The organism is Pseudomonas sp. 37 R 15 (genome assembly GCF_900004865.1).
GTDB classification, from domain to species: domain Bacteria; phylum Pseudomonadota; class Gammaproteobacteria; order Pseudomonadales; family Pseudomonadaceae; genus Aquipseudomonas; species Aquipseudomonas fluorescens_AM.
Window position 1 is genome coordinate 148,396 of sequence record NZ_CVTV01000018.1, and the last position, 25,481, is coordinate 173,876.

Genomic DNA, 25,481 nt, shown 5'->3' on the forward strand with positions numbered 1-25,481 from the left:
TCAGGCAGAAGATATTGGTACCGTCGTACCAAACTGTAGGTCGTTTGATTCCATCCAGCGGGCATCAAACTGGCAATGCTTTATTCCATCACGTCGCTGCTACGACGATTCCGGCATTTATGGGCGCGAAGTTTGCCACAAACACTGGGGTTTGGCGCCACTTCCCGGACAGACACCCTTAAATGTGGGAGGAGGCTTGCTCCCGATGGCGGTGTATCAGTCAAGGCATCAGTGGCTGACACTCAGTCATCGGGGGCAAGCCCCCTCCCACAGTGGGACCGTGTTACCAGTTGCTTGCTGCGGTACTGGACCCAAATCCTTGTCGGAAATTTCCTCGATAGTCCGGCTGCACACAGCTCACAATGTGGGAGGGGGCTTGCCCCCGATGGCGGTGTATCAGTCAAGGCATCAGTGGCTGACACTCAGTCATCGGGGGCAAGCCCCCTCCCACCTTTGATCGCTGCTCACTTGGGAAACTGGGCAGCCCTCAAGGCTCTACCTGGCTCCATTGCTTGCTCAATCGCTTGTCGGATATGGGCACCTTGGTACCCAACTGCTGGCCGAACAACGACACCCGATATTCCTCCAGCCACCAGCGATACAGTTCCAGCTGAGGATCGCGCTTGCCTTCCTGGGCGTGCTTGTTCAGGCGGTTCTGGTACTGGGCCCACAGGCCGCTCAGTTCGGTGCTCCACACACGGTCCTTCTGCACCTGGCTCGGCAGTTTTTCCAGGCGCAACTCAATGGCCTTGAGGTAACGCGGCAGTTCCTTGAACCACTGCGCCGGAGTTTCGCGCACAAAACCCGGGTACACCAGATGACTCAACTGCTGCTTGATATCGTTCAAGGCCACTGCCTGGGCCAGGTCGATCTTGCCTTTGAAACGTTTTTGCAGGCCATGCCAGAGTTTCAGCACTTCCAGGGTCAGGCGCGCCAGACGCTCGGCGTGCTCGGTCCAGCCGCCACGCTTGCGCTCGGCCAGCCCGGCCAGCCCGGCGCCATCGCGCGGTAGATTGGTTTCGTCTTCCAGTACGCAGGTGTCGAGACTGGCGAGCAGGATATCTTCGACCAGTGCATCGATGCGCCCCAGTTCGCGATACATCAGGCCCAACTCGGTCAGCCCCGGCAATTTGCCGCGCAGGAATTTCGCCGGTTCCGCCAGTTGCTGCATGAGCAGGCGTTGCAAGGCACGACGGTGCTGGAATTCGGCCTCGGCGGCCGTGGAGAAACGCCCCTCCTTGACCGTGCCGTTTTCTTCCACCAGCGCCGGGTAGACCGTCATCGACAGGCCGGCGATGTTTTGCTGGGTCTTCTCCGCCACGGGTGCGAACACCCTGGCTTCTACCGGTTGCTGGCTTTTTGCGGTTTGCGGTACCGCCAGCGCCGCCTGGCTGGCCTCGGCGAAACGCGCCGTCAGCTGCGCCAGGTCACGGCCTTCGCCGAGGAATTTGCCCTGGCCATCAACCACTTCCAGGTTCATCTTCAGATGGTTTTCCACCTGCTGCGCCGCCTCGGCCCAGGCTTCATCGCTGACCCGCGCACCAGTCATGCGCAGCAATTCGCGGCCCAGCGCCTGGGGCAGCGAGCCCTGGCCAAACTCGATGCGCTGCAGCGCCGCCTTGACGAAATCCGGCACCGGCACAAAGTTCTTGCGCAGCGCCTTGGGCAAGTTGCGCACCAGCGCGATGCACTTGGCTTCGATCACCCCTGGCACCAGCCATTCCAGGCGCTCGGCCGGCAATGCCGGCAACAGCGGCGCCGGCACACGCAGGGTGACGCCGTCACGCGGGTGGTTGGGCTCGAAGTGGTAACTCAAGGCCAGGGCCAGGTCGCCCAGGTGCAAGGTGTCCGGGTAATGCGCAGCGGTGACTTCACTGGCTTCGCGGGCCAGTACGTCTTCCTCGCGCATGATCAGCAGTTGCGGGTCTTTCTGGCTGTTGACCTTGTACCAGCTGTCGAAGGTCGCCGTCTGGTGGATCTCTGCCGGCAGGCGCGCATCGTAGAAGGCGTAGAGGGTTTCCTCGTCGGCCAGGATGTCACGTCGGCGCGCCTTGGCTTCCAGTTCGTCGAGCTGCTCCAGCAGTTGCTGGTTGGCCGCAAGGCACTTGGCGCGGGACTGGATTTCCCCACGCACCAGGCCTTCACGGATAAACAGCTCGCGCGACACCGCCGGATCGATCGGCCCGTAATGCACCGGCCGGCGTCCGACCACGATCAGCCCGAACAAGGTGATCTGTTCAAACGCCACCACCTGGCCGCGCTTTTTCTCCCAATGCGGTTCGAAATGGTTTTTCTTGATCAAGTGCCCGGCCAGCGGTTCGATCCAGTCGGCGTCGATCTTGGCCACCATGCGCGCATACAGCTTGGTGGTTTCCACCAGTTCAGCGGTCATCAGCCATTGCGGACGTTTCTTGCCGATGCCCGAGGAGGGATGAATCCAGAAGCGCCGCTGACGCGCGCCCAGGTAGTCGCCGTCCTCGGTCTTCTGGCCGATCTGGCTGAGCAAGCCGGACAGCACCGCCTTGTGCAATTTCGGGAAGTCGGCCGGTTCCTTGTTGATCGTCAACTGCATGTCGCGGCAGATCAGGCTCAACTGGCGATGGGAGTCGCGCCATTCGCGCAGGCGCAGGTAGTTGAGGAAGTTCTTTCGGCACCAGTTGCGCAGCGGACTGGCGGTCAGTGCCTGGCGCTGCTCTTCAAAGCCGCGCCACAGATTGACCAGCCCGGCGAAGTCCGAATCCGGGTCTTTCCACTGCGCATGGGCCTGGTCGGCGGCCTGCTGGCGCTCCGGCGGACGCTCGCGCGGGTCCTGGATCGACATGGCGCTGGCCACGATCAACACTTCCTGCAAGCTGCCCAGTTTGGCGGCTTCGAGCAGCATGCGGCCCATGCGCGGGTCCACCGGCAGGCGCGCCAGCTGGCGGCCCAACGGTGTGAGCTGGCTGTTGCGGTCCACCGCCGACAGCTCTTGCAGCAGGTTGAAACCGTCGCTGATGGCCTTGCCATCCGGCGGTTCGATAAACGGAAAGTCGGTGATTTCGCCCAGGCGCAGGTGCAGCATCTGCAGGATCACCGCCGCCAGGTTGGTGCGCAGGATTTCAGGGTCGGTAAATTCCGGGCGCCCGATAAAGTCTTCTTCGCTGTACAACCGAATGCAGATGCCCGGCTCGACCCGGCCGCAACGGCCTTTACGCTGGTTGGCGCTGGCCTGGGAGATCGCTTCGATCGGCAAGCGCTGCACCTTGGCGCGGTAGCTGTAGCGGCTGATGCGCGCGGTGCCGCTGTCGATCACATAACGAATGCCCGGCACCGTCAACGAAGTTTCCGCGACGTTGGTCGCCAGTACCACGCGGCGGCCCGGGTGCGATTGGAAAATGCGCTGTTGCTCGGCCGGTGACAGGCGCGCATACAGCGGCAGGATTTCAGTGTGCTTGAGCTGGGCCTTGCGCAGCATCTCGGCGGCGTCGCGAATCTCGCGTTCGCCGGGCAGGAACACCAGCACATCGCCGGGGCTGCGCCGCTCGCTGCGCTCATAGGCGGCGATTTCATCGAGGGTGGCGAGGATTGCCTGGTCGACGGTGAGGTCGTCCTCGACGCGGTTGCCCTCCTCATCCTGCTCCAGCGTCAGCGGGCGGTACCAGGTGTCGACCGGGAACGTGCGGCCCGAGACCTCGACAATCGGCGCATCGTCGAAGTGTTTGGAGAAACGGTCAAGGTCGATGGTGGCCGAGGTAATGATGACTTTCAGGTCGGGCCGGCGCGGCAACAGCGTCTTGAGGTAACCGAGCAGGAAGTCGATGTTCAGGCTGCGCTCATGGGCTTCGTCGACGATGATCGTGTCATAGCGTTCCAGGTAGCGGTCGTTCTGGGTTTCCGCCAGCAGGATACCGTCGGTCATCAGCTTGATCAGCGTATTGGAATCGCTCTGGTCCTCGAAGCGCACCTGATAGCCGACCAACGCGCCGAGCGGCGTGGCCAGTTCTTCGGCGACACGGCTGGCAACGCTGCGCGCGGCGATCCGGCGTGGCTGGGTATGGCCGATCAGGCCGTATTGGCCACGGCCGATTTCCAGGCAGATTTTCGGCAACTGGGTGGTTTTACCCGAGCCGGTTTCGCCGGCAATGATCAGCACCTGATGCTTGTTCAGCGCAGCCTTGATCTCGTCACGCTTGGCCGCAATCGGCAGGCTGTCGTCGTAACGAATCACCGGCAGGCTCGCACGCCGCGCCGTGACCTGGGCGCAGGACGCCTGCATGCGCGCCACCCACTGCGCCAGCTTTTGCTCGTCGGGCTTTTTGCGCAGCTCAAGCAACTGCCGGCGCAAACGGTGGCGGTCGGCGAGCATGGCGTGATCGAGGGTGTCGAGCAGTTGGTCGAGGGTGGGGGCTTGGTCAGTCATCAGGTACGCAAAGGTCTTTATAGTGAGGCAGGTGAGCCTGCGGTGACATGATCGTAAGGCGGCAATTGTCGCAGATTTCTGACCTTGTGAACGAACCAGGCTCTTTCATCACCGTAACAAGGCCGTTTCCTAGGCGTGCAGCAGGCGATTCTGAGCCCGACGAGCACGCCCCAGCCCACTCCCTCATCAGACTCTTCATACAGGGCTATCAGAGCTCTTCATATGGCTTGGCCACCGTCCGGCGCGCTTTACTGCGACAACACCTGCACTCCCACTCTCCGCTGCTCGCCAAGGAAAAACCTGATGCCCACACCCATTGCGGAATCGCCCACTTTCCCGACGACATGGACCTTGCACACGGTCCCCGCTTATACGGAGGAGCAGGACCCCGCCCTGGAACAGCGTGCTCGCAGCGCTCAGGCCTATTTCAACACGCTGCAAATGTACGCCGAAGATACGCACCCGGACTCGGTCAGGCAGCTCGAATCACAACGACCTGCATCGCTCCCGCCCAGCTACTGGCAGGCCACGAACAGCATCAGCCCTCAGCCCGCACGTGACGCAAACGACGAGCAAGACACAGCCAACCCCTCCACCCATCAGGATGCAACACAGTTTTCTCCCCATTTGTCAGGAAGAGCGCTGTCCCAGGCAGTCAAACATGTGCACCGCCTCGACCGCCTGCTCGAGCGGGCTGAACAACTGGGCGCATTGTTGATGAGCCATGGCCAGGAGCAGGGAACATCGATTGATCTGGAAACCGTCGGGAATCTCTGGCGCAAGATAGGTAGCCTCAAAAATTCCTGGGCCAACGGCGCTTTCGCTGGGTCATCGCAGCTGGTCACTCAATTGGCCGGCCAGTGCCTCACTGTTCCGCGAGCATTGAAGGAGAACGACCTGAAAGCAGCGATAGACAACCTGTGGAATATTGCGCAAGCCGAATACCGAGACGTTTACCTGCCCGACCCGCTGAGCGCATCTCCAATCCTGGCACAGGTCTACAGATTGGCTGAAGAACTGAAGAACGCAGACATTTGAGGCCCACTACCACTCAACCGTAGCGCAGATGCCATTATGACCAGACCCGAAGTATTTCCCTCCAACCCACTTGGTTCCACCGTGGGCCAGCTGTTCCAGCAGACCCGCGCTATCCATGAAGCGGTGGTCAACAGCCTGGTAGGGCAAGGGCACCGACACATACTCGACAACGCCCGGCGGCTTGAACAGACGTTGTTCAGCCCTGTCAGCTCCATGCCGGAGAGTGCACCGCAGGACAGAGGCCATCAGCTTCAAGCCTGGATGCATATTTCAAGGATTAATGACGCGCTTGCAACCTTCGACCAGCAAAGCCGCAGCCACTTCGCCGTGCAACCAGATGACAGGACAAGCCTGCAAGTCCTCCAGCAACGCTACGCGCAACTGACGGCTCGCGTGGAGCAACGCACTGCCCTGCTGGATCGACGCGCAGCGTGGGCCACCGCCGCCCCGCCACCGCCCTGCGAGCTGGACCCGATAACGGTTGCCGTCCTGCAGCCTGCACCACTGAGCAAGCAGTTGAGTGGGCACGGCCTGGAACAGGCGGTCAAACATATCAACGTCCTGGACAAAGAGATTGCGCTGCTGGATAGCCACATCAAGCAACAGCCGCTCCCCCTCTCTCACGCCGAGGAAGACCTCTTTCTCAAACAACGCAACGCCATGACCGATTATCGCAATGCATGGGCGACGGGCCGTTTGAAAGGCAGCAGCCAGTTCAAATCCTCCATCGGCCTGGTTCCGGAGCGCAAACGCCTGGAGCAGAATCTCGAGCGGCACAAGCAACTGGCATCGGTGGAACTGACACTCCACCGACTGGACCGCACTGTCGATACCGCACAGCGCAACGGCCTGGGGGATAAACTCTCGTCCCAGGCGGTCGATGCCGCACGGGGCGCCTTGGTGAATTTGCGCGATGCCTGGCGCAACGGCAATCTTGATGGCAGCTCGATCGAGGGCATGAACCCCGCGCTGCTGCTGACTGCGCCAAACAACCGCCGAATCAAACTGGAACTGGCCGTCATCGAAAAAGGCTTTGTACAACTGAACGCAGTGCCCCGCACGGAACAAGCTGACAGCGCCCAGGAGCGCGCGCAGTTCAAGTCACTGGTTCATTCCAGTACCAGCATGCACGTCAAGCAGGCGGCTATCAGTCAACTTAAAGAAAGCAATAAACAGCGAGCGCTGGTGGCTGAACTGAACACCGACTTGCGCAATATCTATACAGATCTGGCAAACAATCTGGCCCTTCATGGCATGACCGCTTCACATCAATAACGCGATAGCGAAAATGCCTGATACACCCAGGCCCGCCTGGATCGATTGAAGGGGAACAGGTTGGCGCAGACGTCGTGCGGCCTTGAGACGGTCAATCAAATGGGGCCGCACGGCGTTATCCGCCTTGTCGAATGGGCAAAAAAATAAGTCCCCCCATGCGGACTGTTTGGGCCACGCCGTAGCGCTGGCTCAATCGCGCAGACCCGGTGACTCAAGACATGCCTTCCCACTTGCGCCGATATGGAAACACATCAATCACCTTCCCAGCCCGAATCGCCTCCTGCAGGCCCTTCCAGTAATCGGCGTTGTACAACTCGCCATGCAACTCATCGAACAACCTGCGCTGGCCAGCATCGGCAAACAGGAACGGCGGGAATTCTTCAGGGAACACGTCCAGCGGGCCGATGGAGTACCAGGGTTCCGATGCCATTTCATCCTCGGGAGTGCGCGGCGCGGGGATGTGGCGGAAGTTGGCTTCGGTGAGAAAGCAGATTTCATCGTAGTCGTAGAACACCACCCGGCCGTGACGGGTGACGCCGAAGTTCTTGAGCAGCATATCGCCAGGGAAGATATTCGCCGCCGCCAACTGCTTGATCGCCAGGCCGTAGTCTTCCAGGGCTTCGCGCACCTGGGCGGGGTTGGCGTTGTCGAGGTAGAGGTTGAGCGGGGTCATGCGCCGTTCGGTCCAGCAGTGGCGAATGAGCACCGTGTCGCCGTCTACCTGGACCGTGCCGGCGGCGACTTCCAGCAACTCGGCCAGGCACTCGGGCTCGAACTTGCTCAAGGGAAAGCGGAAGTCGGCGAACTCCTGGGTATCGGCCATGCGCCCTACCCGGTCGACGCTTTTCACCAAGCGATACTTTTCGATCACCGTGGCGCGGTTGACGTTTTTCGACGGCGAAAAGCGATCCTTGATGATCTTGAACACGGTGTTGAAGCCCGGCAGGGTGAACACGCTCATGACCATGCCGCGCACACCCGGGGCCATGATGAACTGGTCATCGGTGGTAGCCAGGTGGTTGATCAGGGCGCGATAGAACTCCGACTTGCCGTGTTTATAAAAGCCGATGGAGGTGTATAGCTCGGCAATGTGCTTGCCGGGCAGGATGCGTTTGAGAAAGCCGATGAACTCCGCAGGTACCGGCACATCGACCATGAAGTACGACCGGGTGAAGGAGAAGATGATCGACACGTCGGCTTCATCAGTGATCAACGCATCGATCTGGATGCCCCGTTCTTCGCGGTGCAGCAAGGGGATCACCAACGGCCACTGTTCGTCGCGGGTGTAGATACGGCCGACGAGGTAGGCGCCTTTATTGCGGTAGAGCACCGAGGAAAACAGCTCGACGTTCAGGTCCGGGTCTTTGCACACCCAGTCCGGCAGGTTTTCCCGCAGTTGCGCTTCCAGGCGTCGCAGGTCGGCAGGCAAGTCGGCGTAGGGCTCACTGAAGCTGTAGTCCGAGAAAATCTGCGCGAGCATCTCGGTTATATTGCCGACAGGCGTGTAGGAGCGGGTTTGCGCTGCCCGCGCCCGCCGCTGGCTGGGCCGCGTGGTATGAATGAACATGCAGCCGTCGCTGATCAGGTCATGACTGAACAGGCCGCAGAACACCGAGTTGTACCAGGTTTCGGACAGCTCATCGTCAAAGCGCAGGTCGATCAGGCCGATGTAGGCACTTTTCACCAGGGGCCACAGGTCGATGTCCTGCAACGTGCCCGCATCGAAAGCGGCGCGCAGACGTGCCGTGACCTCCCCCACCTTATCTTCGTAGAGGTTGATGCGCGCCGCCGAAGCGGCCTGCCCTTGCTGCCACTGGGCTTTTTCGAAGCGTTCGCGCGCGCCATCGGTAATTTGGCGAAAGTGCTCACGGTAGTCGTCGAAACCGTCGAGGATCATCCGGGCGATAGCGAGGGCGGGCTGCGACATACGGAAAACCTCGAACGGGTTGCGGGAAGCCCTGAGCTTAGCCAGTGAAGCGAGGCAGGAGAAGGCCGATTTTTCATCGGCGACGCTACTTAGCGATTGTGTCGACCGGGACGCTGGGCAACACTCCCCCGCCTGATTGCGTAGGAGTTTTCCGTGAAACCTGTCGACACCCTCTACTTGCTGGGACTGGCCGCCATCTGGGGTGCGAGTTTCCTGTTCATGCGCATCATCGCGCCGGAAATCGGCACCGTGCCGACCGCGTTTTTCCGCGTATCGATCGCTGCCGCCGGCTTGTTGGTGATTCTTGCACTGATGCGCGTGAGCTGGGATTTCCAGGGCAAGTTCAAGACCGTCCTGCTGTTGGGCGTGATCAACTCCGGAATTCCGGCAACCATGTACTCGGTGGCGGCCCAGGTATTGCCGGCGGGTTATTCAGCGATCTTCAACGCCACCACCCCCTTGATGGGCGTGCTGATTGGCGGGCTGTTCTTCAGTGAACGCCTGACACCGTCGAAAATCGCGGGTGTAGCCTTGGGGCTGTTTGGCGTAGCCGTGCTCACGCGTGCGGGGCCGGTGGCATTTGACATGGAATTGTTGATGGGCGCGATGGCGTGCCTACTGGCGACCACCTGCTATGGCTTTGCCGGTTTTCTGGCACGGCGCTGGCTGGATCAACGCGGCGGTTTGGACAGCCGCCTGTCGGCCTTGGGCAGCATGCTCGGCGCCACCTTGTTCTTGCTGCCGTTGTTTGCCTACAGCGCCATCAGCCAGCCACCGGTGAGCTGGGGTGGGTGGCAGGTGTGGATGTCGTTGCTGGGGTTGGGCCTGGTGTGTACGGCCTTTGCCTACATTCTGTACTTTCGCCTGCTGTCCTCCATCGGGCCGGTCAAATCGATGACCGTGACCTTCATGATCCCGCCGTTCGGCGTGTTGTGGGGCGCGCTGTGGCTGGATGAGCCGCTGTCCATGGCTCACCTGTACGGTGGGGTGCTGATTGCAGGGGCGCTGTGGCTGGTGCTGCGGCCACACAACAGTAGGCGCGAGCCACGAGCAGCCTGAATGCACGCGCGGCTCCCGGATACTTCAGGCCATGGAGGCGTTTTCATTCCGTCGAGCCGGACCGCTCGCTATAATGCCGGCCGTTTTTTTCGAAGGACTTCACATGACTGCTCTGCCCTGGCTGTACCTCACGCTGCTTTCCATTGGCTATGTCCTGGCCTTGAGCTACGGCCAACTGGGCGTGCTGGCGGCGGTCTCAGTGGCGCTGTTGCTAGTGGCCGGGTATGCCGTACGCCAGCAACGCAACCCTTGGGCACGCTACCTGGGTCACGGCCTGTTTATCGTCCTGGCCCTGGGCCTGGCGATGCATTGGCTGCCGGGTTTCCATAATGGCCGGGGCATTGCGCCCCAGCGCTTCACTCCGGACGCCGTGCCGTTCTCGATGTACCTGAACCAGGACAAACCCCTGATCGGCTTCTGGTTATTGCTGGCTTGCCCATGGATCGTGGCGCGGCGTTCATTGCGCCTGTCGATCTGCGTCACGGCCCTGGCACTCACCCTGACCGCCATCGCCGCGCTGGGTGGCGCAGCCCTGCTTGGGATAATCAGTTGGGCGCCGAAGTGGCCGGACCAGGCGTGGTTATGGGTGTTGAACAACCTGCTGCTGGTGACGCTGGTGGAAGAGGCGCTGTTTCGTGGCTATATCCAGGGTGGCCTGAGCCAACGCTTCAAACACCTGCCCTACGGCGACAACCTCGCGCTGCTGCTGGCCTCGCTTATATTCGGCCTGGTGCATTATGGCGCCGGTTGGCACTGGGTGCTGCTGGCGAGCATTGCCGGTGTCGGTTACGGCCTGGCGTATCGGTTTGGCGGGCTCGGCGCAGCGATTGCCACGCACTTTGGCTTGAATCTGCTTCACTTCGGCCTGTTCACCTACCCGATGCTGGCCAGCTGAACCTTCCTGACGGTAGGAGGGAGCTGGATTGTTGCAAAAATAAGTTAAATAAACGCCCGCCATGGCCGATAACCCGTGAAAGCCTTGCGGATTGAACAATCATGCGTAATAACCAACCCGTTACCCAGCGCGAACGTACCTTCCCCGCTCAGCAACGGTTGATCTCCACCACAGACGCCAAGGGCGTGATTACCTACTGCAACGACGCCTTTGTCGAAATCAGTGGGTTCACCCGCGACGAACTGACCCGTGCCCCGCACAACCTGGTGCGTCACCCGGATGTTCCGGCGGCGGTGTTCGCGCATATGTGGTCGACGCTCAAACAAGGCTTGCCATGGATGGGCATTGTCAAGAATCGCTGCAAGACCGGTGATCACTACTGGGTTAACGCCTATGTGACGCCGGTTTTCGACGGCAACCAGGTGATCGGTTACGAATCGGTGCGCATCAAGCCCACCGCCGAGCAGATCCGCCGGGCCGAAGCGCTCTATCAACGCATCAACCAGGGCAAGTCGGCCGTTCCCCAGCGGGACAAGTGGCTGCCGGTGCTGCAGGACTGGCTGCCGTTTATCCTGGTCAGCCAGTTGAGTTTCATGATCGGCGCCACCCTCACGTCCCAATGGGGCTTTGCCTTGGCGGCAGGGCTGTCGGTGCCGTTGGGCCTGCTCGGCCTGAGCTGGCAGCAGCGCGGCCTCAAGCGTTTGCTGCGCCTGGCCGAGCAGACCACCTCCGACCCGCTGATCGCGCAGATGTACACCGACAGCCGTGGCGCCCAGGCGCGCCTGGAGATGTCGATCCTCAGCCAGGAAGCGCGTTTGAAGACCTGCCTCACCCGCCTGCAGGACACCGCCGAACACCTCAACGACCAGGCGGCGCAGTCCAACACCCTGGCGCACAACAGCTCCAGCGGCCTGGAGCGCCAACGCGTGGAGACCGAACAAGTGGCCACGGCGGTCAACCAGATGGCGGCGACCACCCAGGAAGTCGCAAGCCACGTGCAGCGCACGGCGGATGCCACCCAGGAAGCCAATCGCCTGACCGGTCGCGGCCGCGATATCGCCGGGGAAACCCGCGAGGCGATCCAGCGCCTGTCGGTGGCGGTGGGCGAGACCGGTGTCACCGTCACGCAATTGGCCAAGGACAGCGATGAAATCGGCGGCGTGGTGGATGTGATCAAGGGCATTGCCGACCAGACCAACCTGCTGGCGCTCAATGCCGCTATCGAAGCCGCGCGTGCCGGTGAGATGGGCCGTGGGTTTGCGGTGGTGGCCGATGAAGTGCGCCAGTTGGCGCAACGCACCGCCGAGTCGACCGGACAGATTCATACCCTGATCGCCAAGCTGCAAAGCACCGCGGCCGCAGCCGTGCAAACCATGGACGCCGGGCATCGCCAGGCCGAAGAGGGTGTAGCGCGGGTGATGGAAGCGGATCAGGCGCTGGTGGGCATCAGTGAGGCGGTAGCCAATATTACCGACATGACCACTCAGATCGCCGCCGCCACCGAAGAGCAAAGCGCGGTTGCAGAAGAGATCAGCCGCAATATCAGCACCATTGCGCTGTTGGCGGACCAGACCTCGGAGCAGGCGATGAACTCGGCGCAGTTGAGTGAAGAGCTGACGCATACCGCCAATACCCAGTACTCGCTCGTGGAGCGTTTCAACCGCTAGACCGCTATCGGGGGCAAGCCCCCTCCCACACTCGACCGAGTTCCAAGGTTGGCATGAGGTCAACATGTGGGAGGGGGCTTGCCCCCGATAGGTCCCTAACAGGCACCCAGAAACTCAGCCACGCGCGCCGCAGCCGCCTCCAGATGCTGCTCATGACTGAACCCCGACGCCTTCAGCGGTTTCAAGTCATGATCCCCCGCCACCAACCACATCACCTCAATGTTCGGCGACAACTCATATCCCTGCACCGCCGCCCGATTACCCAGTGCATCCCGCTCGCCCTGCACAATCAGCGTCGGCGTTTTCAGTGCAGCCAGATGCTCGACCCGAGGTTTTTCCGGCTTGCCCACCGCATAGAACGGATACCCCAGGCACACCAGCCCATCGGCGCCCAGCTCATCGGCCAATAAACTGGCCATGCGCCCCCCCATGGATTTACCGCCAATCGCCAGTTTCCCAGCGACATGACGTCGCACCTGCGCATGCACCTCGCGCCAGCATTCCAACAGTTTCGGCGCCGGATTCGGCGGGCGCTTGCCGCCGTCCGCACGGCGCTGGGCCATGTAGGGAAACTCGAAGCGCAATACGCTCACACCATGCCCGGCAAGGCGCGCAGCCATGTCGTTCATGAACGCCGAGTCCATCGGCGCACCGGCGCCGTGGGCCAGGATCAGCGTGGCCGGCTGGCCCGAGGGGGCGCCCGTGGCGACATCCCACAACCAGCCGCGTTCGCGCACACACTGTGCCCATTGATCCCCGTCAATACTGGCCTTGTGCTCTTTGCCCATGCTTGCCTCGCTTTTTAGTCTGCCTATAACTCCAGCCCAAGTGCCGCATCTGCTTGGGTTGAACCGTGGATGGGGAACCATGAACACTACTTTAAGTACCGCCTATAACTACAAGGTGGTCCGCCAATTCGCCATTATGACGGTGGTATGGGGCATCGTCGGCATGGGGCTCGGGGTTTTTCTCGCGGCCCAATTGGTTTGGCCTGCGCTCAACTTCGATTTGCCCTGGACCAGCTTCGGTCGCCTGCGCCCGTTGCACACCAACGCGGTGATCTTCGCCTTCGGGGGCTGCGCGCTGTTCGCAAGCTCCTTCTACTCGGTGCAGCGCACCTGCCAGACAACGCTGTTCGCGCCGAAAATCGCTGCGTTCTGTTTCTGGGGCTGGCAACTTGTCATCCTGTTGGCTGCGATCAGCCTGCCGCTGGGCTACACCAGTTCCAAGGAATACGCCGAGCTGGAATGGCCGATCGACATCCTGATCACCATCGTCTGGGTCGCCTATGCCGTCGTGTTCTTCGGCACGATCATGAAGCGCAACACCAAGCATATCTATGTGGGCAACTGGTTTTTCGGTGCATTCATCATCACCGTGGCGATCCTGCATATCGTCAACAACCTGGAAATCCCGGTCAGCCTGACCAAGTCCTACTCGCTGTACGGCGGTGCGACGGATGCCATGGTGCAGTGGTGGTACGGCCATAACGCTGTGGGCTTTTTCCTCACCGCAGGCTTTCTCGGGATGATGTACTACTTCGTGCCCAAGCAGGCCGAACGCCCGGTGTATTCCTATCGCTTGTCCATCGTGCACTTCTGGGCGCTGATCACCCTGTATATCTGGGCCGGCCCTCATCACTTGCACTACACCGCGCTGCCGGATTGGGCGCAGTCGTTGGGCATGGTGATGTCATTGGTGCTGCTGGCCCCGAGCTGGGGCGGCATGATCAACGGCATGATGACGCTGTCGGGCGCCTGGCATAAGTTGCGCAGCGACCCGATCCTGCGCTTTCTGGTGGTGTCCCTGGCGTTCTACGGCATGTCGACCTTCGAGGGCCCGATGATGGCGATCAAGACCGTCAACGCCCTCTCCCACTACACCGACTGGACCATCGGCCACGTACACGCCGGCGCACTCGGTTGGGTGGCGATGATTTCCATCGGCGCGCTGTACCACATGATCCCGAAAGTCTTCGGTCGCGAGCAGATGTACAGCCTCGGCCTGATCAACGCGCACTTCTGGCTGGCCACCATCGGCACCGTGCTCTACATCGCCTCGATGTGGGTCAACGGCATTGCCCAGGGCCTGATGTGGCGTGCGGTCAACGAAGACGGCACCTTGACCTACTCCTTCGTCGAAACCCTGGTGGCCAGTCACCCAGGCTTCATCGTGCGGCTGGTGGGCGGTGCGGTGTTCCTCAGCGGCATGTTGCTGATGGCTTACAACACCTGGCGCACCGTGCGTTCGGTGCAGCCTGTCGAAGCTGTCCCTGTCGCGCAGCTGGCCTGAGGAGTCTGTGATGAAACACGAAACGATTGAAAAGAACGTTGGCCTGCTGATGCTGCTGATGGTGCTCGCCGTGAGCATCGGTGGCCTGACCCAGATCGTCCCGCTGTTCTTCCAGGACGTGACCAACAAGCCGGTCGAAGGCATGAAGCCCTACACCGCGTTGCAACTGGAGGGCCGCGACATCTACATCCGTGAAGGCTGCGTGCAGTGTCACTCGCAGATGATCCGCCCGTTCCGCGCCGAGACCGAGCGCTACGGTCACTACTCGGTGGCGGGCGAAAGCGTGTGGGACCACCCGTTCCTGTGGGGTTCCAAGCGCACCGGGCCGGACCTGGCCCGCGTCGGCGCACGCTACTCGGACGATTGGCACCGCGCGCACCTGTACAACCCGCGCAACGTGGTACCGGAGTCGAAAATGCCGGCTTATCCATGGCTGGTCACCGCCGCCGTCGACAGCAGCCACACCGAGACCAAGTTGAAGGTGATGCGCACCCTCGGCGTGCCGTACACCGACGATGACATCACGGGCGCGGTCGCCAGCCTCAAGGGCAAGACCGAGATGGACGCACTGGTTTCCTACCTGCAAGTACTCGGTACTGCCATCAAGAGCAAGAGGTGAGCCATGGGATTTGAATTCGATGCGGGCACCATCCGCGGCCTCGGCACGCTGGTGGTCGCCATCGCCTTTATCGGCCTGTCGCTGTGGGTGTTCAACAACCGGCGCACTGCGGAATTCGAGCAGGCGCGCCTGCTGCCCTTCGCCGATGAACCTTCTCCATCCGACGCTCAAGAAGAGCCTGCAATAAGGAGCACTCGGCCATGACCCTGTTTTGGAGTACATGGATCTGCGTACTGACCCTCGGCAGCCTGATCGGCCTGACCTGGCTCTTGATCGGTACCCGCAAGGGCGAGACCAAGGGCAGCGTCGACCAGACCATGGGCCACGCCTTCGACGGTATCGAGGAATACGACAACCCGCTGCCCCAGTGGTGGTTCATGCTGTTCGCCGGCACCCTGGTGTTTGCGGTCGGCTACCTGATCCTCTACCCGGGCCTGGGCAACTGGAAAGGCGTGTTGCCGGGCTATGAAGACGGCTGGACGTCGGCCAAGGAGTGGGACAAGGAGATGGCCAAGGCCGACACCAAGTTCGGGCCGATCTTCGCCAAATTCTCGGCCATGCCGGTGGAAGAAGTGGCGAAGGATCCGCAAGCCTTGAAGATGGGCGGTCGCCTGTTCGCGTCCAACTGCGCGGTGTGCCACGGCTCGGATGCCAAGGGCGCGTATGGCTTCCCCAACCTGGCGGACAACAATTGGCGCTGGGGCGGTTCGGCCGAAGCGATCAAGGCCACCATCATGGGCGGTCGTCACGCGGCGATGCCGGCCTGGGGTGAAGTACTGGGCGAGGATGGGGTGAAGAATGTCGCCGCCTATGTACGCCACGACCTGGCCAAGCTGCCCTTGCCCGCCGACAGCACTGCCGACCTCGTGGCGGGCCAGGCCACGTTCAACACCACCTGCGTGGCCTGTCACGGTCCGCAAGGCCACGGCGTGGAAGCCATGGGTGCGCCAAACCTGACCGAGCCAGCCGGGTTTATCTACGGCACCAGCCTGGCGCAATTGCAGCAGACCATTCGCCATGGCCGTCAGGGCCAGATGCCGGCGCAGGAAGCGCTGCAAGGCAATGACAAAGTGCATCTGCTGGCGGCCTATGTGTATAGCCTGACCCATTAGCACTTGTAGGAGCGAGCTTGCTCGCGAAGCACGTAAACACAACGCGATAGACCAGACTGACCGCGTTACCGTTGACGTTTTTCGCGAGCAAGCTCGCTCCTACAGTGTTGCGACATTCGCGACCAAGTGTCACACCCCTTCAAAACCCAACTGTCCCCTCCTCGCTTTCGGGTCTACGCTTGTTCCTGCAGTGGGCCAATCCTGGCGTACGCGACGGTATCCGTTGCGCCCTCGAAAATTCCTGTCCACTCGATCAGCTTTCGATTTCTGACTTTATCCTTACACACAACATGGAAAGGGCGCAGAATCTGGCGTGGAACGCCTTGATACAGGTCAGTCATTGCGTTGCAATGGCCCCTCGCTTTCTACATACTTGCGGCCGATTTTACCTATAAAAATACTTAAACCGTGGAACCTTAGAATGAGCACAGCAATCAGTCCGACTGCTTATAACTATAAGGTGGTTCGCCAGTTCGCCATCATGACGGTGGTCTGGGGGATCCTTGGCATGGGGCTCGGGGTGTTCATCGCCTCGCAACTGGTCTGGCCGCAATTGAATTTCGACCTGCCCTGGACGACCTTCGGCCGCCTGCGCCCGCTGCACACCAACCTGGTGATCTTCGCCTTCGGTGGCTGTGCGTTGTTTGCCACCTCCTATTACGTCGTGCAGCGTACCTGCCAGACGCGCCTGATCTCCGATGGCCTCGCCGCCTTCACCTTCTGGGGCTGGCAGGCGGTCATCGTCGGCGCCATCATCAGCCTGCCCCTGGGCTACACCACCACCAAGGAATACGCCGAGCTGGAATGGCCGATCGCCATTTTGCTCGCCATCGTGTGGGTGACCTATGCCGTGGTGTTCTTTGGCACCATCGTCAAGCGCAAGACCAAGCACATCTATGTCGGCAACTGGTTCTACGGGGCGTTTATCCTGGTCACGGCGATGCTGCACATCGTCAACCACGCGTCTTTGCCGGTGAACCTGTTCAAGTCCTACTCGGCCTACTCCGGCGCGACCGATGCGATGATTCAGTGGTGGTACGGGCATAACGCCGTCGGCTTTTTCCTGACCACCGGTTTCCTCGGAATGATGTATTACTTCGTGCCGAAACAGGCCGAACGTCCGATCTACTCCTATCGCCTGTCCATCGTGCACTTCTGGGCGCTGATCACCCTGTACATCTGGGCCGGTCCCCACCACCTGCACTACACCGCGCTGCCGGACTGGGCACAGTCCCTGGGCATGGCGATGTCGATCATCCTGCTGGCGCCGAGCTGGGGCGGCATGATCAACGGCATGATGACCCTCTCGGGCGCCTGGCATAAGCTGCGCACCGACCCGATCCTGCGCTTTCTGGTGGTATCGCTGGCGTTCTACGGCATGTCGACCTTCGAAGGCCCGATGATGGCGATCAAGACCGTCAACTCGCTGTCCCACTACACCGACTGGACCATCGGCCACGTACACGCAGGGGCTCTGGGCTGGGTGGCGATGATTTCCATCGGCGCGCTGTATCACATGATCCCCAAGCTGTTCGGCCGCGCACAGATGCACAGCGTCGGGCTGATCAACACCCACTTCTGGCTGGCCACTATCGGCACCGTGCTCTACATCGCCTCGATGTGGGTCAACGGCATCACCCAGGGCCTGATGTGGCGTGCGATCAATGATGACGGCACCCTCACGTATTCCTTCGTCGAAGCGCTGCAAGCCAGCCATCCGGGCTATATCGTCCGTGCCCTGGGCGGTGCGTTCTTTGCCGCCGGCATGCTGTTCATGGCCTACAACGTCTGGCGCACCGTGCGTGCTTCGAACCCTGTAGAAGCCGAAGCCGCCGCCAAGATCGCCGTTGTGGGAGCCCACTGATGAAGCATGAAGTCGTCGAGAAGAATATCGGCCTGCTGGCCTTCTTCATGGTCATCGCCGTGAGCATCGGCGGCCTGACCCAGATCGTCCCGCTGTTTTTCCAGGACGTGACCAACAAGCCGGTCGAAGGCATGAAGCCGCGCACCGCCCTCGAACTGGAAGGCCGCGACGTCTACATCGCCAACGGTTGCGTGGGCTGCCATTCGCAGATGATCCGCCCGTTCCGTGCCGAAACCGAACGCTATGGCCACTACTCGGTTGCCGGGGAAAGCGTGTGGGACCACCCGTTCCTGTGGGGTTCCAAACGTACCGGCCCGGATTTGGCCCGTGTCGGCGGGCGTTACTCCGATGACTGGCAGCGCGCGCACCTGTACAACCCGCGCAACGTGGTGCCCGAGTCGAAAATGCCGGCGTACCCGTTCCTCGTGGAAAACAAGCTCGACGGCAAGGACACCGCGAAGAAGATGGAAGTCTTGCGCACCCTGGGCGTGCCCTACACCGACGAAGACATCGCCGGTGCAGCCGCAGCCGTGAAGGGCAAGACCGAAATGGACGCATTGGTGGCCTACCTGCAAGGCCTTGGCACCCTCATCAAAAGCAAACGGTGACCGGCATGGATATCGGGATGATTCGCGGCCTGGGCACCGTTGTGGTGATGGTGGCCTTTATAGGCCTGGCGCTGTGGGTGTTCAGCCCACGGCGCAAATCGGAATTCGACGACGCGACCATGCTGCCCTTTGCAGATGATCCCGAAGCCATCAAGCACGTCGAGCAAGCGTCTAGGAGTAACAAAGAATGACTACGTTCTGGAGTCTGTACGTCACAGTCCTCAGTCTGGGTACCATCTTCGCCCTGACCTGGCTGCTGCTGTCGACCCGCAAGGGCCAGCGCGCCGAGCAGACGGACGAGACCGTTGGCCACTCGTTCGACGGTATCGAGGAATACGACAACCCGCTGCCCAAATGGTGGTTCATGCTGTTTGTCGGCACCATCGTCTTCGCCCTCGGCTACCTGGTGCTGTACCCGGGCCTGGGCAACTGGAAGGGCCTGCTGCCGGGCTACAACTACCTCGACAACGACAAGCAAACCGCGTTTGCCAATGGCCAGACCGGCTGGACCGGCGTGCACGAATGGGAAAAGGAAATGGCCAGGTCAGAGGCCAAGTTCGGGCCGATCTTCGCCAAATTCGCGTCGATGCCGATTGAAGAGGTCGCCAAGGACCCGCAAGCCTTGAAGATGGGCGGCCGGCTGTTTGCCTCCAACTGCTCGGTGTGCCACGGCTCCGACGCCAAGGGCGCCTACGGCTTCCCCAACCTGACCGACGCCGACTGGCGCTGGGGCGGCGAACCGGAAACCATCAAGCAAACCATCATGCAAGGCCGCCACGCGGTGATGCCAGGCTGGGCCGAAGTCATCGGCGAGCAAGGTGTGGCTGACGTAGCGGGTTTTGTCGTGACCCAGCTTGACGGCCGAAAACTGCCCGAAGGCGCCAAGGCCGACGTAGCCAACGGTGAGAAACTCTTCGCCGCCAACTGCGTGGCCTGCCACGGCCCGGCCGGTAAGGGCACTCCCGCCATGGGCGCGCCGGACCTGACGCATCCGGGTGCGTTCATCTACGGCTCGAGCTATGCCCAGCTGCAGCAGACCATTCGTTATGGCCGCCAGGGCCAGATGCCTGCGCAGGAGCAACTGCAGGGCAATGACAAGGTGCACTTGCTGGCGGCGTATGTGTACAGCTTGTCGCAGAAGCAGGACTAAGTTTCAAGCGGCAAGCGGCAAGAGAAAAGCCCCGTCTGCGTTCGCTGACGGGGCTTTTTTCGTTCCAGATGCACAGACAAGCGAATGACGCCCACCCCTTGTAGCTTGCCGCTTGAAGCTTGCAACCACGACGTAGTAACGTAACTACATTAACACCATTCATTGGGAGGCGCCCATGACCATCACGACCATTTCCAGCCGCGAATTCAACCAGGACACAAGTGGTGCCAAAAAAGCCGCGCGCAACGGCCCGGTTTTTATCACCGATCGCGGCAAGCCCGCCCATGTGCTGCTAAGCATTGAGGACTACCAGAAACTCACAGGTCTGAATGCCGACATCGTTGACCTGCTGGTGATGCCGGAAGCGGCCGATATCGACTTCGAAACCGAACGTGCCGTGATCATTCATCGACCCGTGGACCTTTCTTGATGTATCTACTCGACACCAACGTTATTTCCGAACTTCGTAAACCCCAGGCGGATGCAAACGTAGTCGCCTGGGCCAAAAGCGTGATAGCGCCGCGTATGTTTATCTCGGCGATCACGCTGAAGGAACTGGAAACCGGCGTTCTGCGCATTGAGCGGCGAGACCCGGCCCAGGGGAGGGTATTGCGTACCTGGCTCAAACGTCATGTGATGCCCGCTTTCGACGCCAGAATCCTACCCGTAGACGCTGCAGTTGCACTGCGCTGTGCCCACTTACATGTTCCAGACCGAGCCAATGAAAGTGATGCGCTGATCGCCGCTACTGCGCTGGTTCATGGCCTTACTGTGGTCACCCGCAACGTCAGCGACTTCAAATCCAGCGGCGTTGCGCTGATCAATCCATGGGACGAATGACCGTCCTGCGAGCAAAAACCGGCCATACTTAACAAGTCAATTGATCCAGGTCACTTACACCATCAATTGATTTGCCCCAACGCGACCAAAGGTCGCACCCTTTGCGCAGCATCGGGGGCGTATCATTAGGCCACTGCAACACCCTTAATTTGACCGCGGTTGGCACGTACTGGCCGAGGCAAATCTCCACCGCCGTGGGATGCAATGATGAGCAACCAGATACCGGTACATGACGTTACCCCGCCTGCCAAAAGCGTCGACCTCTATGCTTCGCGAGAGAAAATCTACACCCGCGCCTTCACCGGGCTGTTCCGCAATCTGCGCATGCTCGGTGGCGCCGGCCTGTTCCTGCTTTACTTCGGCACCGTGTGGCTGAACTGGGGCGGCCACCAGGCGGTGTGGTGGAACCTGCCGGAGCGTAAGTTCTTCATTTTTGGCGCAACATTCTGGCCCCAGGATTTCATCCTGCTCTCGGGCATTCTCATCGTTGCAGCCTTTGGGCTGTTTTTCATTACCGTGTACGCCGGCCGCGTGTGGTGCGGTTATACCTGCCCGCAAAGCGTGTGGACGTGGATCTTCATGTGGTGCGAAAAGGTCACCGAAGGCGACCGCAACCAGCGCATCAAGCTCGACAAGGCGCCCATGGGCGCCAACAAATTCCTGCGCAAGTTCAGCAAGCACACGCTGTGGCTGCTGATCGGTTTTGTCACCGGTATGACCTTCGTCGGCTACTTCTCGCCGATCCGCGAACTGGTATTGGACTTCTTCACCGGCCAGGCCGACGGCTGGTCGTACTTCTGGGTGGGCTTCTTCACCCTCGCCACCTATGGCAACGCCGGCTGGCTGCGCGAACAGGTGTGCATCTACATGTGCCCGTATGCGCGTTTCCAGAGTGTGATGTTCGACAAGGACACCCTGATCGTTTCCTATGACCCGCGGCGTGGCGAAGTGCGCGGCCCGCGTAAAAAGGGCGTCGACTACAAGGCCCAGGGCCTGGGCGACTGCATCGATTGCACCATGTGCGTGCAAGTGTGCCCCACCGGTATCGATATCCGCGACGGCCTGCAGATCGAGTGCATCGGCTGCGCCGCCTGTATCGATGCCTGCGATAACATCATGGACAAGATGGACTACCCACGCGGCCTGATCAGCTACACCACCGAGCACAATCTGTCCGGCCAGAAGACCCATAAGTTACGGCCACGGCTGATCGGCTATGCGCTGGTGCTGCTGGCGATGATCGGCTTGCTGGTTGGCGCATTCTTCATGCGCTCACTGGTGGGCTTCGACGTCAGCAAGGACCGCGTGCTGTACCGCGAGAACGCTGAAGGCCGCATCGAAAACGTCTACAGCCTGAAGATCATGAACAAGGACCAGCACGACCACACCTACGTGCTCGACGCCGCCGGCCTGCCCGACCTCAAGCTGCAAGGCCGGCGCGAAATCAAGGTGGCCGCCGGCGATATCGTCAGCATGCCGGTGGAGTTGTCGAGTGCGCCGGAGCAACTGCCGTCAAGCACCAACGAGGTGACTTTCATCCTCGAAGACGCCGATGACACCAGCGTTCATATTGAAGCCAAGAGCCGATTCATCGGCCCACAAGTTCGTTAGACAGGGAACACAAGAATGCCCGCAACCACTGCTGCAAGCCCCTGGTACAAGCACCTCTGGCCCTGGATCATCATCGCGATCCTGGCCTGCTCGGTGACGCTGACCTTGTCCATGGTGACCATCGCGGTCAACAACCCGGACAACCTGGTCAACGACAACTACTACGAGGCCGGCAAAGGCATCAACCGCTCCCTGGACCGTGAACGCCTGGCCCAGGCCCTCCAATTGCGCGGCAAGCTGCACCTGGACGAATTGACCGGTGAAGTCGAACTGCGCCTGACCGGCAACAGCAACCCGAACACGCTGGAACTGAACCTGATCTCCCCGACCCAGCCAGAGAAGGATCGCAAGATCAACCTGACCCGCAGCGACAACGAACCCGGTCGCTACATCGGCCAGGTCACCGACCAGGTCGAGGGCCGCCGCTTCGTCGAATTGCTCGGCGTGGAAGGCGACAAGACCTGGCGTCTGTTCGAAGAAGAAGAGGTCAGCCACGACAAGGACTTGCTGCTCGGAGACGAACCGTTGCAGGGTGCCGAAGACCTGAAGAAGTAAGATCGCGCTTCGCGCATCGCGGGCAAGCCCGCCCCCCCATTGGAACGCGTACTCCTGTGGGAACGGGCTTGCCCGCGATGAGGCCCTTCCAGCCACCAAAGATCCCGAACATGACCACCCCCTGCTACCACTGCGCCCTGCCCGTCCCCGCCGGCAGCCGGTTCACCAGCGAAATCCTCGGCGAACGTCGCGAGCTCTGCTGTCCGGGTTGCCAGGCGGTGGCCGAGGCGATTGTGGCCGGCGGGCTGGAAAGCTATTACCGGCACCGCAGCGAAGCCTCGGCCAACCCCGAGGCGCTACCGGTGCAACTGATCGATGAATTGGCGCTGTACGACCGCGCCGATGTGCAAAAGCCATTCGTGCGCCACACGGGCGAACTCGCTGAAATCACCTTGCTCATGGAAGGCATCAGCTGCGCGGCCTGTGGCTGGTTGATCGAGAAACATCTGCGCGGCCTGCCCGCCGTGGCCGAGGCACGGCTGAACCTGTCCAACCACCGCCTGCACGTGCGCTGGGCCAGCGGACAGTTGCCGTTGAGCCAGGTGCTCAGTGAGCTGCGCCATATCGGTTATGCCGCCCATCCCTATCAAGCTGACCGTGCCGCCGAACAACTGGCCGGTGAGAATCGCCTGGCCCTGCGCCAACTGGGTGTTGCCGGGTTACTGTGGTTCCAGGCCATGATGGCGACCATGGCCACCTGGCCGGAATTCAATATCGACCTCAGCCCCGAGCTGCATGTGATCCTGCGCTGGGTCGCGCTGTTTCTCACAACCCCTATCGTGTTCTACAGCTGTGCGCCATTTTTCAAAGGGGCGTTGCGCGATCTGCGCACACGCCACCTGACCATGGACGTGTCGGTGTCCCTGGCCATTGGCGGGGCTTACCTGGCGGGGATCTGGACTGCAATCACCGGCGTGGGTGAGCTGTACTTCGACGCGGTCGGCATGTTCGCACTGTTCCTGCTGGCCGGGCGCTACCTGGAACGGCGTGCCCGCGAACGTACCGCCGCCGCCACCGCGCAGTTGGTCAACCTGCTGCCCGCCTCGTGCCTGCGCCTGAGCGCGGACGGGCAGAGCGAACGCATCCTGCTGGGCGAGCTGGCCGTGGGCGACCGGGTGCTGGTGCATCCTGGCGCGGTGCTGCCAGCGGACGGCGTGATTGTCGAAGGTCAATCCAGCGTCGACGAATCCCTGCTCACCGGCGAATACTTGCCGCAGCCCCGGCATGTCGGTGATGCCGTCACCGCCGGCACCCTCAATGTGGAAGGCGCGCTGAGCGTCCAGGTGCGCGCCCTCGGCCACGACACGCGCCTGTCTGCCATCGTGCGCCTGCTGGAGCGCGCCCAGGCCGAGAAACCGCGCCTGGCGCAGATCGCCGACCGCGCCGCACAGTGGTTTTTGCTGGCATCCCTGCTGGCGGCTGCGGTGATCGGCCTGGTGTGGTGGCAGCTGGATGCCTCACGGGCGTTCTGGATTGTCCTGGCCATGCTGGTAGCCACCTGCCCGTGCGCGTTGTCCCTGGCGACACCCACCGCCCTCACCGCCGCCACCGGCACCCTGCACAGCCTTGGTTTGCTGCTGACCCGCGGCCATGTGCTGGAGGGTCTGAACCAGATCGACACGGTGATTTTCGACAAGACCGGTACGCTCACCGAAGGGCGCCTGGCGTTGCGCGCCATCCGGCCCCTGGGCAAACTGGACAGCGACCAGTGCCTGGGCCTCGCCGCCGCACTGGAAAACCGCTCCGAACACCCGATTGCCCGCGCCTTTGGCCGAGCGCCGCTGGCGGCCCATGACGTATCAGGCACCCCCGGCCTCGGCCTGGAAGGACGTGTGGGCGAACGCCTGCTGCGCATCGGTCAACCCGGATTTGTCTGTGAACTCAGCGCCAGCCCGATCCCGGCGTCACCGGACGAAGCCGGGCAATGGCTGCTGCTGGGCGATCAACGCGGCGCACTCGCCTGGTTCGTCCTCGACGACCGCCTGCGCAGCGATGCACCTGCCCTGCTGGCTGCGTGCAAGGCGCGCGGCTGGCGCACATTGCTGCTGTCGGGAGACAGTTCGCCAATGGTCGCCAGCGTCGCTGCCGAGCTGGGCATCGATGAAGCCCACGGCGGCCTGCGTCCCGACGACAAGCTGCAGGTGCTGCAACGCCTGCATCGAGAAGGCCGCACGGTGCTGATGCTCGGCGACGGCGTCAACGATGTGCCCGTACTGGCCGCCGCGGACATCAGCGTGGCGATGGGCTCGGCCACCGACCTGGCAAAGACCAGCGCCGATGCGGTGCTGCTGTCCAACCGCCTGGAGGCGCTGGTGCAGGCGTTTACGCTGGCGCGGCGCACACGCCGGGTCATCATCGAAAACCTGCTGTGGGCCGGGCTGTACAATGGCCTGATGCTGCCGTTCGCCGCCCTGGGGTGGATCACCCCCATCTGGGCGGCGATCGGCATGTCCCTCAGTTCGTTGACGGTGGTGCTCAATGCCCTGCGCCTGACTCGCCTGCCGAGCGCGCCGGCCGCTGGCGCCCCCTTGATCAATCGCCCGCTGCCGGCTTGAGCCGCGCGGGCATGG

General features: G+C 61.6%; 21 protein-coding genes. 18 read left to right on the forward strand and 3 right to left on the reverse strand.

Translation table 11 applies throughout. The features are described from left to right. Positions 1-487 precede the first annotated feature (487 nt). Positions 488-4,399, reverse strand: coding sequence for an ATP-dependent RNA helicase HrpA (hrpA, locus tag BFQ04_RS04555; RefSeq protein WP_065949769.1), 3,912 nt, complete (start codon positions 4,397-4,399; stop codon positions 488-490). 303 nt (positions 4,400-4,702) lie between these two features. On the opposite strand from hrpA, the gene BFQ04_RS04560 reads away from it, so the two are divergent. Together BFQ04_RS04560 and BFQ04_RS04570 are read left to right on the forward strand one after the other, a co-directional pair. After that, complete coding sequence (locus BFQ04_RS04560; protein ID WP_065949770.1) at positions 4,703-5,437, forward strand: hypothetical protein; 735 nt, start codon at positions 4,703-4,705, stop codon at positions 5,435-5,437. Between the two features lie 36 nt (positions 5,438-5,473). Next, positions 5,474-6,712, forward strand: a complete 1,239-nt coding sequence (locus tag BFQ04_RS04570; protein ID WP_139111896.1) for a hypothetical protein — start codon at positions 5,474-5,476, stop codon at positions 6,710-6,712. Positions 6,713-6,923: 211 nt separating this feature from the next. Here the strand turns inward: BFQ04_RS04570 and aceK are convergent, their stop codons facing one another. Next, a complete protein-coding gene (gene aceK, locus BFQ04_RS04575; protein ID WP_065949773.1) occupies positions 6,924-8,639 on the reverse strand; it encodes a bifunctional isocitrate dehydrogenase kinase/phosphatase in 1,716 nt (571 codons plus the stop codon). Between the two features lie 153 nt (positions 8,640-8,792). Here aceK and BFQ04_RS04580 point away from each other — a divergent pair, with 153 nt between their 5' ends. The 3 genes from BFQ04_RS04580 (at position 8,793) to BFQ04_RS04590 (ending at position 12,260) form a co-directional block, all read left to right on the forward strand. Then, positions 8,793-9,698, forward strand: a complete 906-nt coding sequence (locus BFQ04_RS04580) for a DMT family transporter (RefSeq protein ID WP_065949774.1) — start codon at positions 8,793-8,795, stop codon at positions 9,696-9,698. A gap of 103 nt (positions 9,699-9,801) precedes the next feature. Next, entirely contained in the window at positions 9,802-10,593 is a 792-nt protein-coding gene (locus tag BFQ04_RS04585; RefSeq protein ID WP_065949775.1) for a CPBP family intramembrane glutamic endopeptidase, read from the forward strand. 101 nt (positions 10,594-10,694) lie between these two features. After that, positions 10,695-12,260, forward strand: coding sequence for a methyl-accepting chemotaxis protein (locus tag BFQ04_RS04590; RefSeq protein WP_065949776.1), 1,566 nt, complete (start codon positions 10,695-10,697; stop codon positions 12,258-12,260). A gap of 95 nt (positions 12,261-12,355) precedes the next feature. On the opposite strand, the gene BFQ04_RS04595 is transcribed toward BFQ04_RS04590, so the two are convergent. Next, positions 12,356-13,048 carry an alpha/beta family hydrolase gene (locus BFQ04_RS04595; RefSeq protein ID WP_065949777.1) on the reverse strand — a complete coding sequence of 231 codons (693 nt, stop codon included), beginning with the start codon at positions 13,046-13,048 and terminating at the stop codon, positions 12,356-12,358. A 79-nt stretch (positions 13,049-13,127) separates the two neighbouring features. Here BFQ04_RS04595 and ccoN (BFQ04_RS04600) point away from each other — a divergent pair, with 79 nt between their 5' ends. The 13 genes from ccoN (BFQ04_RS04600) (at position 13,128) to BFQ04_RS04660 (ending at position 25,466) form a co-directional block, all read left to right on the forward strand. Beyond that, positions 13,128-14,552 (forward strand): cytochrome-c oxidase, cbb3-type subunit I, encoded by a 1,425-nt coding sequence (gene ccoN, locus BFQ04_RS04600; protein WP_065949778.1) that lies wholly within the window; start codon positions 13,128-13,130, stop codon positions 14,550-14,552. A 10-nt stretch (positions 14,553-14,562) separates the two neighbouring features. Continuing rightward, complete coding sequence (ccoO, locus tag BFQ04_RS04605; RefSeq protein ID WP_057721245.1) at positions 14,563-15,171, forward strand: cytochrome-c oxidase, cbb3-type subunit II; 609 nt, start codon at positions 14,563-14,565, stop codon at positions 15,169-15,171. A gap of 3 nt (positions 15,172-15,174) precedes the next feature. After that, positions 15,175-15,375, forward strand: a complete 201-nt coding sequence (locus BFQ04_RS04610) for a cbb3-type cytochrome oxidase subunit 3 (protein ID WP_065949779.1) — start codon at positions 15,175-15,177, stop codon at positions 15,373-15,375. Then, positions 15,372-16,283, forward strand: a complete 912-nt coding sequence (gene ccoP, locus BFQ04_RS04615) for a cytochrome-c oxidase, cbb3-type subunit III (RefSeq protein WP_065949780.1) — start codon at positions 15,372-15,374, stop codon at positions 16,281-16,283. The genes BFQ04_RS04610 and ccoP (BFQ04_RS04615) overlap by 4 nt, the downstream gene beginning before the upstream one ends. 421 nt (positions 16,284-16,704) lie before the next feature. After that, positions 16,705-18,147, forward strand: coding sequence for a cytochrome-c oxidase, cbb3-type subunit I (ccoN, locus tag BFQ04_RS04620; protein WP_065949781.1), 1,443 nt, complete (start codon positions 16,705-16,707; stop codon positions 18,145-18,147). Then, positions 18,147-18,755 (forward strand): cytochrome-c oxidase, cbb3-type subunit II, encoded by a 609-nt coding sequence (ccoO, locus tag BFQ04_RS04625; protein ID WP_025854274.1) that lies wholly within the window; start codon positions 18,147-18,149, stop codon positions 18,753-18,755. The genes ccoN (BFQ04_RS04620) and ccoO (BFQ04_RS04625) overlap by 1 nt, the downstream gene beginning before the upstream one ends. Before the next feature lie 5 nt (positions 18,756-18,760). Continuing rightward, on the forward strand, positions 18,761-18,946 hold the full coding sequence (locus tag BFQ04_RS04630) for a CcoQ/FixQ family Cbb3-type cytochrome c oxidase assembly chaperone (protein ID WP_003193169.1): 186 nt from the start codon (positions 18,761-18,763) through the stop codon (positions 18,944-18,946). After that, positions 18,943-19,905, forward strand: a complete 963-nt coding sequence (gene ccoP, locus BFQ04_RS04635) for a cytochrome-c oxidase, cbb3-type subunit III (protein ID WP_065949782.1) — start codon at positions 18,943-18,945, stop codon at positions 19,903-19,905. Before BFQ04_RS04630 ends, ccoP (BFQ04_RS04635) begins: the two co-directional genes overlap by 4 nt. 175 nt (positions 19,906-20,080) lie before the next feature. After that, a complete protein-coding gene (locus BFQ04_RS04640; RefSeq protein WP_043048997.1) occupies positions 20,081-20,335 on the forward strand; it encodes a type II toxin-antitoxin system Phd/YefM family antitoxin in 255 nt (84 codons plus the stop codon). Beyond that, positions 20,335-20,745, forward strand: a complete 411-nt coding sequence (locus BFQ04_RS04645) for a type II toxin-antitoxin system VapC family toxin (RefSeq protein WP_065949783.1) — start codon at positions 20,335-20,337, stop codon at positions 20,743-20,745. Before BFQ04_RS04640 ends, BFQ04_RS04645 begins: the two co-directional genes overlap by 1 nt. A 207-nt stretch (positions 20,746-20,952) precedes the next feature. Then, on the forward strand, positions 20,953-22,356 hold the full coding sequence (gene ccoG, locus BFQ04_RS04650; RefSeq protein ID WP_065949784.1) for a cytochrome c oxidase accessory protein CcoG: 1,404 nt from the start codon (positions 20,953-20,955) through the stop codon (positions 22,354-22,356). A 15-nt stretch (positions 22,357-22,371) separates the two neighbouring features. After that, positions 22,372-22,911, forward strand: coding sequence for a FixH family protein (locus BFQ04_RS04655; protein WP_065949785.1), 540 nt, complete (start codon positions 22,372-22,374; stop codon positions 22,909-22,911). Between the two features lie 110 nt (positions 22,912-23,021). Beyond that, positions 23,022-25,466, forward strand: coding sequence for a heavy metal translocating P-type ATPase (locus BFQ04_RS04660; protein ID WP_065949786.1), 2,445 nt, complete (start codon positions 23,022-23,024; stop codon positions 25,464-25,466). Positions 25,467-25,481: the final 15 nt, after the last annotated feature.